11 protein-coding genes, 1 pseudogene and 1 riboswitch are annotated in these 15,401 nt (G+C 59.4%); of the genes and pseudogenes, 1 reads left to right on the top strand and 11 read right to left on the bottom strand.

The genetic code is table 11. The annotated features are described in order from the left end of the window. Positions 1-181 precede the first annotated feature (181 nt). A riboswitch (TPP riboswitch) is annotated at positions 182-297 on the bottom strand. A 160-nt stretch (positions 298-457) separates the two neighbouring features. The 4 genes from MESCI2_RS01000000135145 to MESCI2_RS01000000135135 all read right to left on the bottom strand — a co-directional run bounded on the left by MESCI2_RS01000000135145 (position 458) and on the right by MESCI2_RS01000000135135 (position 6,011). Beyond that, positions 458-1,765: an NAD(P)/FAD-dependent oxidoreductase gene (locus MESCI2_RS01000000135145; protein ID WP_050596637.1), complete on the bottom strand. Its 1,308-nt coding sequence runs from the start codon at positions 1,763-1,765 to the stop codon at positions 458-460. Beyond that, positions 1,758-2,993, bottom strand: a complete 1,236-nt coding sequence (locus tag MESCI2_RS0122540) for an NAD(P)/FAD-dependent oxidoreductase (RefSeq protein ID WP_027038542.1) — start codon at positions 2,991-2,993, stop codon at positions 1,758-1,760. Before MESCI2_RS0122540 ends, MESCI2_RS01000000135145 begins: the two co-directional genes overlap by 8 nt. A 337-nt stretch (positions 2,994-3,330) precedes the next feature. Next, on the bottom strand, positions 3,331-4,353 hold the full coding sequence (locus MESCI2_RS01000000135140) for a dipeptidase (RefSeq protein ID WP_081738849.1): 1,023 nt from the start codon (positions 4,351-4,353) through the stop codon (positions 3,331-3,333). A 92-nt stretch (positions 4,354-4,445) separates the two neighbouring features. Beyond that, the gene (locus MESCI2_RS01000000135135) at positions 4,446-6,011 is read right to left on the bottom strand and encodes an ABC transporter substrate-binding protein (RefSeq protein ID WP_032901207.1); all 1,566 of its coding nucleotides are present in this window, start codon (positions 6,009-6,011) and stop codon (positions 4,446-4,448) included. A gap of 203 nt (positions 6,012-6,214) precedes the next feature. Here MESCI2_RS01000000135135 and MESCI2_RS01000000135130 point away from each other — a divergent pair, with 203 nt between their 5' ends. Next, positions 6,215-7,117 (top strand): LysR family transcriptional regulator, encoded by a 903-nt coding sequence (locus MESCI2_RS01000000135130; RefSeq protein ID WP_081738847.1) that lies wholly within the window; start codon positions 6,215-6,217, stop codon positions 7,115-7,117. Between the two features lie 587 nt (positions 7,118-7,704). On the opposite strand, the pseudogene MESCI2_RS1000000138915 reads toward MESCI2_RS01000000135130, so the two are convergent. From MESCI2_RS1000000138915 to bioB, 7 genes and pseudogenes are all read right to left on the bottom strand, one after another. Then, a pseudogene (locus MESCI2_RS1000000138915) lies at positions 7,705-7,846 on the bottom strand (IS5/IS1182 family transposase); the annotation flags it as partial. 184 nt (positions 7,847-8,030) lie between these two features. After that, complete coding sequence (locus tag MESCI2_RS0122520) at positions 8,031-9,173, bottom strand: porin (protein ID WP_027038541.1); 1,143 nt, start codon at positions 9,171-9,173, stop codon at positions 8,031-8,033. Between the two features lie 1,181 nt (positions 9,174-10,354). After that, positions 10,355-11,338, bottom strand: coding sequence for a beta-ketoacyl-ACP synthase III (locus MESCI2_RS0122515; protein WP_027038540.1), 984 nt, complete (start codon positions 11,336-11,338; stop codon positions 10,355-10,357). Continuing rightward, the gene (locus MESCI2_RS0122510; RefSeq protein ID WP_027038539.1) at positions 11,335-12,600 is read right to left on the bottom strand and encodes an adenosylmethionine--8-amino-7-oxononanoate transaminase; all 1,266 of its coding nucleotides are present in this window, start codon (positions 12,598-12,600) and stop codon (positions 11,335-11,337) included. The genes MESCI2_RS0122515 and MESCI2_RS0122510 overlap by 4 nt, the downstream gene beginning before the upstream one ends. Then, complete coding sequence (bioD, locus tag MESCI2_RS0122505; protein ID WP_027038538.1) at positions 12,600-13,235, bottom strand: dethiobiotin synthase; 636 nt, start codon at positions 13,233-13,235, stop codon at positions 12,600-12,602. Before bioD ends, MESCI2_RS0122510 begins: the two co-directional genes overlap by 1 nt. Further along, positions 13,232-14,371 carry an 8-amino-7-oxononanoate synthase gene (locus MESCI2_RS0122500; RefSeq protein WP_027038537.1) on the bottom strand — a complete coding sequence of 380 codons (1,140 nt, stop codon included), beginning with the start codon at positions 14,369-14,371 and terminating at the stop codon, positions 13,232-13,234. Before MESCI2_RS0122500 ends, bioD begins: the two co-directional genes overlap by 4 nt. Then, the gene (gene bioB / locus MESCI2_RS0122495) at positions 14,368-15,348 is read right to left on the bottom strand and encodes a biotin synthase BioB (protein ID WP_027038536.1); all 981 of its coding nucleotides are present in this window, start codon (positions 15,346-15,348) and stop codon (positions 14,368-14,370) included. Before bioB ends, MESCI2_RS0122500 begins: the two co-directional genes overlap by 4 nt. Between the last annotated feature and the right edge of the window lie 53 nt (positions 15,349-15,401).

Here is a 15,401-nt window from a genome sequence, read left to right as displayed (position 1 = left end):
TGGATGGCACCGGGCTTGTGGATCTTGCGCGAGGCAGGCAGTGGTCCCGTCGAGACGGCGGGGGTGAGGGCATTCATCGTGAGGCTCCGTTGCTCGTTGCATTGGAGACCCAGTTCTGTGCCGGAAGGATGAAAAGACGCTTCTGTCGACCTGCCGAAACAGGACCTCGGGCGTAAACTCCCGCAAAGCGCTTGCACCGTCCCTACGCCAGGATGAACTGGATCAGGTTCAACGGGTCACTGCGCCGCGAAGCCAGCAGTATCTCAGCCCCTTGCCGGGACTCCCCTGGTGAATGCCTCAGGTTGAACTGGCCGGCTCCGGTGTGTCAAGCCGTGAAGAGGGATTCGGCACACCAAACGCTTGCTTCCGATTGATTATCGCCGCTTCCGGCCCTCCCGGCCGCCGCCCGGGCGAAGGGCCACTGGAGCTGCTCGTTTGTGAAGCGGGTGAGAACCGCTCATATTCCTATGGATGGGAAACCATAAGCTTTCCGGCTGGTTGTCCGCCCGGCGGCACTGAAGCGCTCGATTGCATAGGGTTCCAGTGGGATTGGCGGGTCACGCCCGCACAGCAGGTCGCCAATCAGCTTGCCGGTGGTTGGACCTTGTGTGAGGCCCAGATGACCATGCCCGAACGCATACAGAATGTGAGCATGGGTCGCGGAGCGACTGATGACTGGCAAGGTGTCCGGGGTCGCCGGCCGGTGGCCGCTCCACACGATGCCGCCGTCGCCATCAAGGCCCGGGAGATAAGCCTTTGCAAGCTCAACCAAGCCTTTCGAGCGGGCGAAATTCGGGGTGGCTAGCAATCCTCCGAACTCGGCCGCACCGCCGATGCGCAAACCAATAGAAAGGGGCGCTGCCACGAAGTTGCGCTCTGCAAAGATCATGGTCCGGTTGAGTGCGATCTGGGGTGCAGCGATCGTGGTGTTGTAGCCGCGCTCGCTTTCGAGCAGGGCAATGTCGCCAACCTGGCGGGAAAGTTCTGCCGACCATGCGCCGGCGGCGACGACAATTTTGCATGCGTTCAAAACAGAGCTGTCGGCCAGGGTAACCGTGCCGCCCTTGGGGCTTGGAGCAATGCGAGAGACTTGGGCCGCAAGAACTCTCGCACCGTTGGCCGTCAGCCAGGAGCGCAGACTGTCCACCACCCGCTTTGGGTCGGAAACGTGCGACCACCGCGGTGTCAAAACGGCGCTCTTGACCAATGGGCCTAACGCCGGCTCCAATTCCCTGGCCTGGTCGGCCGACAAGTGACGGACGTCGATACCAAGCCGTTGCTTTGCTTCCCACTCGGGCGTGGCGGCATGCCAGCCTTTCTCGGTTTCGTAAACGGTGAGAGCGCCGTTGCGATGGAGATCCCCGCTCAATCCAATGTCGGCAAAAAGAGGAACAAGATCGGCGTATACCCGGTGGTTTAGCGCTGCAAGGGCTTCCGAAATCCGCTCTACCTCTGCTGGCGATCCAGCTTGCGCGAAGTTCCACAGCCATGGGAGCAGCCGCGGGAGGTGCGTCATCCGCAATGATAAGGGCCCAAGAGGATCAAGTATCCACCTGGGCACTTTTTTCCATAAACCGGGCACAGAGGCCGGAAGGACCTCGCTAACGGCGATACATCCAGCATTGCCACAAGATGCCTTATCGCCTTCCGGATCGCGATCCACGATCGTGACGCTAGCTCCGCGCTTTATGGCCTCGTAGGCGACACAGAGGCCAACAACCCCTGCGCCGACCACTATAATCGTGCGGTTCGACAGTTCAGTCATGACCGAACCGCCGTGATCGAAACGGTGACAGGTCGCGATCGGTATCGCCTCTGATGATCAGGTCGGAAATTGACCGGCCGACAGCTGGCGCGATGCCGAAGCCCTGGCTACCCAGTCCTGCAGCGACAAACAGCCCGCGAGGCTCAGCCACCGCCTCGATAATCGGCAGTTCGTCGGGGGTGTAGTCCATGTAACCAGCCCAGGATCGCTCGAATTGGATTGGGTCAGTGGCGGGATGCTCAGTATGGAAGGCGTCCGCCGCACGCTTCAAAGCGTTCAAATCAGGAGCCGGATCCAAACTGCGGTGAGTAACAAAGCCGTCGAAATCGCCCATGATACTACGAACCATCGGTCTGCCTAACCCGAGCTTGATTTTCTTCTGCTTAAGTTTGTGCAGCCTTAGGAGCTCGGGCCGGCTTTGCAGCATCAGATCGTGCATCGGCTCGTGGACCGCAGCAAGGTTGAGGCGCCCGTCGGGGCTTTGCAGGTAGGCGTATTTATCGCAGGAGACGGCAAGCTTAACAAAACACGACAGGACCGTGGACCGGCCAACAGATCCCCGAACCCAGAGGCTTGGATGTGAAATGCCAAGTGGCTTCAATAAGAGGCTGGTCCAACATCCCGCAGCAACGACAATGTTTTGACATCCCAAACGCCCCTGCTCTGTATCGACGCCGCAGACAACCTCTCCCCAGACGTCAATGGCGCGTGCGGCAGTGTTCTCCCAGATCACGGCGCCATAGCCCGCGGCTGCTCGCGCAAACGCGGTGGCTGCGAGTTGCTGATCAGCACTTCCATCAGTGGGCGTGTAGAGTGCGCCCAGGCAACCTTGAGGCTTCGTGTGAGGGAGCAGACCAACGACTTCTTTCGGCCCAATCAACTGCGTTGTCAGGCCAAACTGTTTGGCGACGGCCATGAAGGCCTCGGATCGCCGGCGACCGGAGTCGTTTGAGAAAAGCGAGACCTGGCCCCTCTCGTTCCAGCCCACGCCATCCCCTAGCTCATCCTCCAGACCGCGCCAAATTTCAAGCGAATCGAGCATCAATGGGATTTCCAGAGGATTACGCCCTTGCGTGCCGATGATGCCCCAGCCGCGGCCCGACTGCTCACCGTTGATACGTCCTTTTTCGACGAGGACGACGGACTTCCCGGACTTTGCCAGGTAATAGGCGGCACTCGCCCCAACGATGCCGCCTCCGATAATAACCGTGTCGAACCGCCGGTTCATGCGCTTTCCCAAAAGCAGTTTCGAAAGTTTGTTCGAATCGGCCGACGAGCCATGGCGCGTAGCCGCGCGCTTCGGCACTTCATGTGTCGGCAGCTGTTGGCCCTGGCAAGCCTAGCTGTCGCAAATTCCATACCAAATCCTGCCCTTTGCCTTCCCAAGAGGCGATGAACGTCAGCGTCTCCGAAAGATCTCCGAGCGCCGCGAAATTGCAGACAAACCAACCGGGAGCGCCAAGCGCTACGGCGCGCTTAATCTTCAACCGTTCCGGACAAAGCCTTGGCTAGGATGACATCCCCGAGCATTGAGAGTTCGTTGCAGAGTTTTGCAAGCGCGGAGGCTAAATCCAAACTGCGGCAGCCACCCTCGTGAAGTTCTGCCCCATGATCTTCTTCACGTCCGTCTCACTGTACTGCCGAAGCAACAGGCCCTCAGCGATGTCAGGGAGCTGCTCCGGAAGGATGAAACGCCATGAGGAATAGTCCCATTGATCGGCTTCTGACTCGGGCCAGACATTGGGAAATTCCTTGACCAGGTTCGGCATCTCGTCAGGATCCAGGACGGCGTCCAAGCCCAGGCCGACATGGTCGACACCCACCAGGTTCGCCACATAATCGATGTGGTTGACGATCGTCTCGGGCGTACAATCCTCATCGCAGGCCATGTACTTGCTGACGCCGTTGATACCCACTACCCCGCCGGTCCGGGCGCAGGCCTTGATCTGGTCGTCGCGCAAATTCCGCTCGTGATCCCAGAGTGCCCGCGGGTTGGAATGCGTGAAAATGACAGGCGTGTTGGAAATCTCCATGATTTCCATCGAAGAGCGATAGCCGGTGTGGGTACAGTCGACCAGCATGCCGACGCGATTCATCTCGGCAATAGCCTCGCGACCAAGCGGTGTCAGAGGAATATCCTCATCGGTGCACCCGCCGGCGAACGTATTGTTCTTATTATAAGCCAAGTTCATTTGGCGTACGCCGAGACGGTGATAAGCGCCGATCATTTCGATGTTTTGATCGAGCGCGTTGGCGCCCTCCAGATCGAGTGCGACTGCTAGCTTACTTTCTCGTTTGGCACGTTCAACGTCAGCGAACCGGTCGACGATCACATAGTCGTCGCTATGAAGCTCGAGCCATCTACGGTAGTGCGCCGCGCAGCGGAGCGATTCCTGCCACGGCAGGGCGTCCCATCCCACATTGAGACCAATGAATGTTGCCCCGCCGTCGCGCCAGCGTGAGAGAAAACTCAGATCTAAAGTGGGACGACAAGCGACGCCGGCATGCGTATCCCAAACAATCGAGTCGGCAAGGACCTTTCTTGCCGCTTGAGCTGTTTCCCGTTCACCAACCAAAGTACTAGCCACGTTTTTACCCCGATTTGTTCAAACGTTGGATGTGCGGAACCTTGCGCGCTCGAAACCTTTCGAGCGCGCAGTGAAGCGTCGCAATGCGCCTATCAGGCTTCGAACCAGCAACGCGCGAAGTTTTTCGCTTCGCCGTGAAAGTGATTGCCCACGAAACCCTGGACGTTTTTCGCTAGCCCATTGATGGAGGGCGAAAACATCAAGGTTATATGGCCCGCGTCTTCCTGAACCATTTTTGCGGCATCATGGTAGAGAGACTTGCGCTTTTCGACGTCGAGTTCTGACCTTGCCTCGACGAGAAGCTTGTCAAATTCCGGCCGGTACCAGTTACCGTCGTTCCATGGAGAGTCGCTTGCGAATGGCTGGGTAAAAGCCTGATCTTCCGTGGCCAGGCTGCCGAAATAGGAGGCGCAGAAGGGCTTTTTCATCCAGACGTCGCTCCAATAACCGTCGGCCGGCACACGCTTTGGATTGATGGTAATGCCAGCTTTGGCCGCTGATTGCTGGAAGATTTCTGCGGCATTGACCGCGCCGGGGAACACGGACTCGGACGTGTACAGATCGATCGCACCGCTGTGACCAGACTTCTTGTAATAGAAGCTAGCTTTATCGGGATCGTAAGTGTGCTGGGGCAGTTCGGAATAAAGAGGATAGATCGAATTGATGGGATTGTCGTTGCCGATAGAGCCGTATCCTGCCTGCGTCGTTTTTAAGATCAAATTCCGATCAACCGCATATTTGAGCGCTAGCCGCAATTCGGGATTGTCGAATGGTGCCTTGTTCGTCTGCATCACGAAATAGTTGAACGTGGTCGTATCCGCTACGTCGATCTTGACTGATGGGGAATTCTTAAGCCGCTCGACAAGATTCGGCGTGAGCTCTGAGGCAAAGTGGGTTGTCCCGGCTAGAAGTGAGGACATCCTAGCCATATCATCATTGACAACCAAGATCTCAAGCTCGTCGAAGAATGGCTGCTCTGGCCTGAAATACTTCTGATTACGCTTGAAATTATAGCGGACGCCCGGTTGTGCCGAGGCAAGGATAAACGGTCCAGTCCCGATTCCCGTGGCCGGGTCTTCTCCCTCGGGTTGAGCGATAAGCGCAGCGTTGGTCATCAGGTACGGGAAGTTGACGTCGGGGGCAGACAGGGTCACCGTCAATTGGTGAGGGCCGTCCACCTTGATGTCCTTGATCGCCTTCATCAGGGCTGCTGCGCCCGATTTCGTATCGGGACCGCGGTGACGGTTCAGCGAGTAGACCATGTCTTTAGCCGTAAATTCTTTACCGTTGTGAAAGGTGACGTCCTTTCTCACGGTAAATTTCCAGGTTTTTCCGCTGTCGCCCGGCTCCCAGGTCTCAGCCAGCTCGCTGGCCAATTTTCCATCCGTAGTGCGCTCCAGCAGCCGGTTGCCAAGCTGATAGGAGACAAACAGCGGGACCGAGGAAGGCATATTCGTAGGGTCAACCGTATCGGTCGTCGATCCACCCTTGACCCCGGCGATAAATTTGCCACCACGTCGTGGTGTTTGAGCAAATGCCGTTGTGGGCAGAACAATGCGGCCTACAGCTCCGGCTATGCCGAGACCCACGGACCCACGGAGCAAAGCTCGTCGATCAAGCTTGAGCAACGGCTTGTTGCTCGTATCTTCAAAATCCATTGTTAGCTCCCATTGGCTTTTGGCGGCCGTCAACGGCGGTTCCCTTGTGGGTCTCTCGTCCGGGCGATCGGCACCTCAACGTCGCAACTCTAGCTTCCGAATTACCGGCGTCCCAATACAACTTGGGCACCGATTATTATTGATTTTGTTATGAATGGGGGGATAAAAGCAGCAGTAGACATAGCGTCGTATGGAACACTTGGATGGCATCTCCGTCCCTTGAAATGAGGGAGCTTCGTGCTTTCGTGGCTGTTGCTGAGGAGCTAAGCTTCGTGGGTGCTGCGAAGCGGCTTAACGTTGCCCAGCCGGCTTTAAGCAGAACAATCAGCATGCTGGAAGCCAAGCTCGGTGTGCAGCTTCTAGACCGGACGACCCGATCAACACGTGTCACCCTGGCCGGCAAAGTCTTTCTAGCGGAAGCGCACTATACGCTCGCTCAAATGAAAAGGGCGGTTCAGCTCACGCAAGAGGCAGAGATCGGCCTCACCGGCGAACTGCGAGTTGGCTACATGGATTTTGCGATCCACGGTCCTATGATATCCCTTCTGGCTGAATTTAAGCGGACTCACCCGCTTGTGAAAGTCAGCTTAAAACGTCATCGATCAGACGCACAGTCCACCGATCTTAACGCCAATCGTATCGATGTTGGCTTTGCCGTGAGGCACCGCTTTCAGGGCAACGTAGAAGTAATGCCGTTCACGCAAGAGCCGTTGGTCGCTGTGATCAGCCGACACCACCGGCTCGCGGGACAGGAACGCGTTTCATTGAGTGATCTTGCTGAAGAGCCGTTCGTTATGGGGGATCGCGAGGGCTGGGAACTTTACCTTCCGACGGTGGAGGCATTCTGTGCAACTGCCGGGTTCGTGCCGAGGATTGCCCTTGAGGCGCAGGATGGCGCTACCATCTTCAGTATGGTGGCAGCGGGCCTCGGCGTTACGGTTTATCCGTCATGCGTCCGCAACGCTGAGTTACCAAATCTGGTGATAAGAGAATTTGTCGAGGCCTCGCCACTCGTCGAAACATTTGTTTTGACTAAGCAGGCGGGCTACTCGTTGGTGACCGGCAAGATGGTGACCTACCTCCAGCATCTGATTTCAGTGATGTAGTCAGGCAGCAGCTACCTCGGTCGCTCATTTGACTAAAAAAAAGGGTCAGAAGGGTTTTGCGGGTGAATATCGATTCAAGAGCCGCTATCCGGGTTACGAGACTCTGCTCGCGCAATGCCCCAGGTGACGGTTTGGCTGTTGAGACAGATTGCAGTATCTGCGAGTTTGACGAAGCCCGTGAGGTTCACGAGCCGGTTGTCGCATCGGTTTGCGGGGCATGGTGAAGAAGCTCTTGTGGAGTCCGGCGTTGTAAGAGCGCCGGTCCCGTTGGGTTCGCTTAAGCGGATAACGACGGCGGCAGTGAAACAATATGGGATCGTTGATGGGCCTTATCACCTAACTCGCGTTGAAGGATCTGCCAGACAGAGCCGACGGCATAACACAGCGATGGGTCACGAACGCTTACCGCCGCAGATCATCGCCTGTCCAGTCTGGCTCTGCTACAGTTCTCCACCTGAGGCCGGTAACATCCCACGTTGCGCGTGGGCATAGCGCTCCTGGCTGGATCAGCGCCAGCTTGGAGACGCGGATAGCTCTTGCGCAAATGGAGTCCCTTCCTCTGGCCATGCGCACCAGGGTGGATGAGCTTGCGTGTCGGTGGGTTTCACCGCCCCGGTCTCGACCGCAAGGCCGAGGCTTTTCCTACAACAGCGCCATGATCCGCTCCTCGCCCATGTGTCTGCGCCAGCGCGTCATCAACGAGCGGTCGAACGGCAGCACATGACAGAAAAGAACACCTCGCGGATCGCATCTCTCTCAGAAGCGCTGACCGTCGAGTAATCGGGCGGACCAACAATTGGGCTGCTGGACGGGAACGGTGGCCTTGGCCTCCAGTCTCGCGTGGGTTCAGCGATCGTCTACAGGAGGTTATAGCACCGCTCGCGCAATCGACCACCGAGAGCTTTTCATTCCGTCAGAATGAGCGTTGGAAACTGAGGACGCCGCCGACGCTGTCTTTTTTGTCAGCCTTGGTCCAATTCACATTCGAAGGGTCGACCATGCCGACGCCGAAATTGCCGTAGTGGTCGTAGTCGATTTCGGCCGTCGCCGTGAAACCTGGCACGAGCGTGTAGACGACGTTTGCGGCCACACCATAGTTCTTGAACTGATCGCCAGAGAACCGAAGGTTCACCGACGTTTTCTTGTCGAACAAATAGGTGCCGCCGGCCCACAAGGCCCAGTTGCCGCCCCACTGTCTGTAGAACCCACGGCCATTGGCGTCGACGACATTGGCGGAGTCATCGTTGAGCTTGCCATTGGAACCATAGCCGATCATTCCGAATAGCGACAGCTGGTCCGCCACAATCACATCGATGCGGATCTTTCCGGCCACCGAGTCGTAGTTGCTATCATAAGCGACAACGCTGGCGATCGCGCCCCACCCTTGCGTGTATCTCGCTCCACCGACGAAGTGCGGAACATAGCTATCGATAGTGCCGACCACACCCGAGCCCTCTTCGAGTGAGACCACAGCCGAAAAGCCGTTGTCCGCGTCGAAGTAGTACTGGATCACGTTCGTGTCGAAGTCGCCATATGGAGCAATCTTGTCATTGAGGACGTTGCCAGCGTAACCAATGAAACTGTCGAAGGCCGACCAGTCCTTCCCAAGTCGGAGGCCACCAAGCTGAATCCAAGCGAAAGTCAGCGCGATGTCGCTGTTGAAAGCATAGTTCTGAGGACTTTGCAGGCCGTTGCGCGTACCGAAGTTCAGGCGTGTCTCTGTGTAGGTCTTCAGTATGCCGAGCTCGGTTCCCTGACCTGTCCAGGTCTTGAATGCGAGGCGTGTGCTATTCCACCATGTTCCCCGATCCTTGCCAGTCCTGGCGTCGAAGGTTCTTGCGCCGTCATAGGATCCGACGTCGCCGAGGCCGATCTGGGAGCGAACATAGCCGCCGATGCGCAGACATGTCTCGGTGCCGGGAATGTAGAAATAGCCCGAACCGTAGACATCGCAGATGTTGACATATTCGATCGATTCCAGCTCGGTGCCGGCGGCGCGAGCATCGGAGACTGCGATCAGGGCCGCAGCCGAGCCGAGAACGCTCTTGATACTCATTCTTGATTTCCATTCAAAGACTAAAAAAGAGAAGGACATCGAAGAGCGAATCATTGTCCTATTCCCCATGCCTCGAAGAAAATGCATCGCGGCATAATTCTATCGGTCATACTGAATTGCTCCGGAACAAAATTGACGTAGCGAATGATACTCGTGCAGTAATTCCGAGCTTGTCACCAGCAAGCTTACGGCCTGCAAAGGTGATGCTTTTGCGTGAACGACAAAGATTACGAGGTCATACACTCCTTGGAGAGCTGGAGAGCCGACCTGAGCGGCCCCGGATTCGCAACATCGCTGTGGCGACCGCTCACAGGCGCAGCTCTTCAGCTAAATCATCTCGGGTGTTCAGCACTTCTAGCTCAATCCGCCATGCCCGTTGTCGGCCTTGCGGGTAGACCGTCAAAGCGGCTCCCGACGTTCATTGAGCAAGCGACGTGCCACATTGAAGACGTAGTTGTGCACTGACAGGAAAGTTCACCGGCAAGCCCGCGTCGGCTTGTTCTTTCGTGCCCTGAGCGTCACGCCGCGCATCAAAGCAAGCGTTTCGACCATGTTTACAATGTTCGAAACACGACAGTTTCGTTCAGTAGCGACAAACGCTTGTTACGCCGATTCCTCGCTTTTCCGACGGGGCGGTGATTTGTGGTGCCGTGCGCGTTGGGCGCACCTTCAGCAGTCAGCAGGCGCTGGGCAGATCGCGGCGAAAGTGTGGTCCCGACACCTCGCAGGACATAGCGACGCCGCGCTTCCTTGGCATCCCCTGGACCTGCGCCGACTGACGGAAAGCGAAGTAATACCAAAGGCCGACCAGCCAAGACCGATCGGCCGTTACGTGACGTTCGCCGCGTGCGCAATGATTACTTACCAAAGGAGCGGCGGCAAAACTGGAACGTACTGACACAGCTCAAAGACAACAGGAGCGTGCAGCGACTAGACCTGGTCAGCGGCATGGGATGGTAGCTGTTGCAGATGTCGAACCTGACAAAATATCGCGAGGCCGCCTTGGTATACCGTGTATCCGACGGTGCCGCCACGGTCTGTACTGAAGACTATGAGGAATGGCTGAGCAGCCTGCCGGCCAAAATTCGGTGTCGCTTTATCTCCACATTCCGTTCTGCCGCGCGATGTGCTGGCGAATCGGCACGGGCGCCGGCGAAGGCGGGGGCCACGCTAGGCTGGAACTAGACCCCAACGATCAGGGCTCCGCCGGAAAGGCCAGCCCCCGCTGCCGCCAGCAACAGTTTTTCGCCAGCTAGAATGGGTCTGATCCCGTGCGCCAGCGACAGTGACAAGGGGATGGTCGCGGCGGAAGAGTTGCCGTAATCGGCAATGGTCTTGACGATTGCGTCATCTGCAATGCCAAGGTTCCTGCCGACGGCGTCGAAAATCCGGGCATTGGCCTGGTGCGGCACGAACCGATCGATGTCTTGCGGCCGCATTCGGGCAGCAGTGAGTGCACCTCTCGAGCAGTCAGTCATCATCTCCACCGCCTTGGCGAACACTTCACGGCCGTCAGTGATCGTCATTCGGATCTGCGCCAGGTCGAGGTCGCCACGGTACGGCGCGTTGCTTCCGCCGGCGGGGATCTGGATTAGTCCGTAGCGCGAGCCGTCCGAATCCACCGAAGCGCCGAGAATGCCCCGATCCGGGTCGTCGCAAGGACCGATCACCACGGCGCCGGCGGCATCGGCAAACAGCACGGCGCTGGCACGCTCGGCCGGATTGATACGGCGGCTGAGGATGTTGGCGGCAATGACAAGGCTCGCTTTGCCGTGCAGGCGGGTGAATCCGTCGGCGAACATCAGCGCATAGATGAAGCCGGCGCAGGCGCCGGTGAGATCGATCGCGCCTGAGCGGCCAAGGCCGAGCTTGTGCGCCACCAGCGGCGCACTGGGCGGCAGAAGATGGTCGGGCGTCGAGGTGGCGAGCAACAGCAGGCCGATGTCGCCGCGGTCGATCCCGGCTTTCGCCAGCGCCATCTCGCCCGCCTGTGCGGCAAGGCCCGAGAGCGTGTCTTCGTCCTTTGCCCAGAAGCGCGAGCGAATTCCGGTGCGCCGCTCGATCCAGCCAGGCTCAAGGCCGAGACGGTTTTCGATTTCCGGGTTCTCGACCTTGCGAGACGGCGCATGATGACCGAAGCCGAGGATGCGCGACGATCGGCTCATAGTCTCGAACCGAAGCGTTCGCCGGCCTCCTCGATCGCGTCATAGAGCCCGTCCAGCTCGTCGCCGGTGATGCAGTAGGGCGGCAGAAGATAAAGGACATTGCCGAGCGGGCGCACGAGCAGGCCGCGCTCGAGGAAAAAAGCGCGCAGCTTTGGCCCGATCTCGGCCAGATAGCCAGCTGAGCCGGTGCGCAGATCGAGGGCCGCGATCGTGCCGACGGTTCGGCAGTCGGTGAAGCGAGGGTTGTCGCGAAAGCGTTGCAGTCCAGCGGCCTGCTTCACGCTCAAGGCCGCGATCCGCTCGGCCACCGGCTCGTCACGCCAGATCTCGACATTGGCGAGTGCGGCCGCGCAAGCAATCGCATTGGCGGTGTAGGAGCTCGAATGAAAGAACGTCTTCTTGCGGTCCGTCGAATAGTGGGCCCGGAAGACGGCGTCGGTGGCAAGCGTAGCGGCCAGCGGAATGGCGCCGCCGGTCAAGCCTTTCGATGTGCAAAGGATGTCCGGCGAGATCGATGCCTGCTCGCAGGCGAACATGGTTCCAGTGCGCCCCCAGCCGGTCATCACCTCGTCGGCGATCAGCAGTGTGCCGGAGGCCTCGGCGATCTTCTTCAATTCGGCCAGAACCCAGGCCGGATACATCAGCATGCCGCCGGCGCCAAGCACGAGCGGCTCGACGATCAGCGCGGCGGCGCGCCGGTCGCGGCTCACGGCCTCGAAGCGATCCAGCGTCTCCTGCTCGCGCCCAGCGGCCGGGAAGGGAATGGTATCGACCTCGAACAGCAGAGGCTCGTAGGCGGCGTTGAACACGCCGCGGGCGCCGACGCTCATCGTGCCGATCGTGTCGCCATGATAGCTGTGCTCCATGACGACGATGCGCGAGCGCGGCGCGCCGATGTTGCGGAAGTAGCCGAGCGCCATCTTCAGTGCGACTTCGACGCAGGTCGAGCCGCTGTCGGAATAGAACACCCGGTCCAGGCCGGCGGGAGCGAGGCCGACAAGCGCCTCGGCCAAGCGTTCGGCCGGCTCGTGGGTGAAGCCCGCGAAGATGACCTGGTCGAGGCTCGATGCGATCGTCTGGATCGCCTTCATGATGCGGGGATGGCGGTGGCCATGGGTGACCACCCACCAGGAAGAAATCGCATCCAGGATGCGAGCGCCGTCGGCCTTGTGGAGATAGGCGCCTTCAGTCAGCACGATTTCAGGGATCGGCGGCTCAAGCGCGTGCTGCGTGAACGGATGCCAGACTCGAGACTGCGACATCATTCCCCTCCGGCAATCAAGGCCAGGTCGAAGCCGGCAATCATTGCTGCTCTCAGCTCTTCAGCTGTCAGCTCATCGAGGTGCGGTAGCCTGCCGAGCTGCGGCACGCCGCCCAACTCAATGATTGTCCGTTGCGTATCGGTCACTTCATCGCCGATGAATGCAATGCCGAGGAGCGGGATGGAACGGGTCCGTAGCGCTTCTATCGAGAGCAAGGTGTGGTTGATCGTGCCGAGCGCGGTGCCGGCGCATAGGATGACCGGCAACCGCCACTGCTCGAAAATATCGATGAACATTGTCTGTCGATTGAGCGGCACCATCAACCCGCCGGCGCCTTCGATTACGAGCGGTGTCGGCAAAAGCGGAAAGGCAAGATCCGCCGCTTCGATGGCAACGCCATCGATCTCAGCCGAGCGATGCGGCGAGAGCGGGCTTTTCAAGCGATAGGCTTCCGGCAAGACGCGCCCCGCGGGCAAGCCGGAAAGCCGGGCAATGACCTCGCTGTCGGTCTCTTCGTCCAGGCCAGATTGCACCGGCTTCCAATAGAAGCCGTCAAGCAGCCCGGCGAGCCCTGCCGAAAATACTGTCTTGCCTATTCCGGTGCTTGTTCCGGTGACGACGAGGCGCTTGGTCATACCGAGGCCAGTACCTCGACAAGGGCCTCGACCATGGCCGAAATGTCGGCCTCGCCGACATTGAGCGTCAGTGAAATGCGCAGGCGCGATGTTCCCTCGGCCACGGTCGGCGGACGAATGCCGCGGATGTCGAAGCCGCGCGCCTGCAAGGCCGCCGCCACCGCCATCGTGCGTGCGACGTCGCCGATGACAAACGGCTGGATCTGCGAGCCGCTGGGCGTCACCCCGCACCGCTCGGCCAATTGCCGGCCCGCCAAGGAAATGCGCTCGCGCAACTGAACGCGGCGCATCGGCTCCTCGGATATTATCACCAGCGCCTCGCGCGCAGCGACTGCCATCAGCGGCGATGGCGCGGTGGCATAGATGAATGGCCGGCAACGATTGACGAGATAATCGCACAGCACTCCAGGTCCGGTAACCAGCGCGCCGGATGCTCCCAGTGCCTTGCCGCATGTGTGGAGGGCTATGATATTGCCGCGGCCCTCGAATGCGGCCGCAAGGCCGTGGCCGTCCGGTCCCCAGACGCCGGTAGCATGCGCCTCGTCGACGACGATGAAGGCCTCGTGCCGATCGGCAAGTGCAACGAAGCTCTCCAATGGCGCCGACTCGCCATCCATGCCGTAGAGGCTTTCGATCGCGATCCACACGCGCCCCATGCCGCCATGCGCGCGCCAGCGCTTGATGGTATCCTCGACAGCGTCGACGTCGTTATGCCCGGAAAGAATGAACTGGGCTCGTCCGGCCTGCGCCCCTTCATGCATGCTGGCATGGGCGAGCTCGTCGAGGATCAACAGATCGCCCTTTTGTGGCAGTGTGCTCAAAAGAGCGAAGTTGGCGATATAGCCGCTGCCGAAGAACAACGCGCGTTCGGCTCCGAAGAACGCCGCAGCGTCCGCCTCCAGTGCCTCGTGTTCCGGTGCATTGCCGCGCAACAGCCGCGATCCGGTGGCGCCGACCGGAGTACCCCGTCCGATCGCCGACGCGACTGCATCGCCAAGTCTCCTGGAGGCGGCAAGTCCGAGATAGTCGTTCGAGGAGAAATCGAGCCCGGTGCGCGGCGAAAGCGTCCGCAGCCGATCCTTGCGCGCCAACCCCTGCAAGGTCGCCTCAAAGCGGGCAAGCGGCGGCTCGTTCATTTGGCCTCACATTCCATCGGCTCGATGCCGAGACGCTGGAATAGAAGCCTGTCTTTGTCCTCGCCGGGATTATCCGCCGTCAGCAGCGTGTCGCCGACGAAGATCGAGTTGGCGCCGGCAAAAAAGCACAGCGCCTGCGTCTCGTCGCTCATGGCAGTGCGGCCCGCGGAGAGCCTTACATACGACTTCGGCATCAAGATGCGGGCGAGCGCAATGGTACGGACGAATTCGATCGGATCGATGGGTTTGGACTGGCCGAGCGGCGTGCCATCGATCGGGATCAGCATGTTGATCGGCACGCTTTCCGGCGGCTCGGGCAGATTCGCGAGCGTGATCAGCATGTCGATGCGGTCAGCCCGTTCCTCTCCCATCCCGACAATGCCTCCACAGCAGACCTTCATGCCGGCCTCGCGCACATGCTCTAGCGTTTCCAGCCGGTCGGCGAAGGTCCTGGTGGAGACGACCTCACCGTAATAACGCTCGGAGGTGTCGATGTTGTGGTTGTAGTAGTCGAGGCCGGCCTTCTTTAGACGAGTGGCCTGCTCAAGATCCAGCATGCCCAGGGTCATGCAGGTTTCCATGCCGAGCGCCTTGACACCCTCCACCATCGCCACGATCGCGTCCATGTCGCGGGCCTTGGGATTTCGCCAGGCAGCGCCCATGCAATAGCGCGTGGCGCCGGCCTCGCGCGCCTTGGCCGCCTCGGCGATGACCCGCTCGACCTCCATCAGCTTCGACGCTTTCAGGCCAGTTCCGTGATGCGCAGACTGGCTGCAATAGCCGCAATCCTCCGGGCAGCCGCCGGTCTTGATGCTCAGCAGGCGGCTGAGCTGCACCCGGTTTCGATCGAAGTTCTGCCGATGGATGGTCTGGGCCAGGAAGAGCAGGTCGTTGAACGGCATGGCGTGGATAGCCTCGGCCTGTTTGCGGTTCCATCGCGGCAGTGCTCCGTCCATTGATTCCACGGCTTTGTTCATCCCCACCTCTTGCCGATCGTCATCGTGAAAAGTCGTTGTTTCTGGTCCACGAA

Origin of the sequence: Mesorhizobium ciceri WSM4083, from assembly GCF_000519305.1 — a bacterium.
Taxonomy (GTDB): Bacteria; Pseudomonadota; Alphaproteobacteria; order Rhizobiales; family Rhizobiaceae; genus Mesorhizobium; species Mesorhizobium ciceri_B.
The sequence above is the reverse complement of the archived record's forward strand: the minus strand, read 5'-3'. Positions and strand labels throughout refer to the sequence as shown.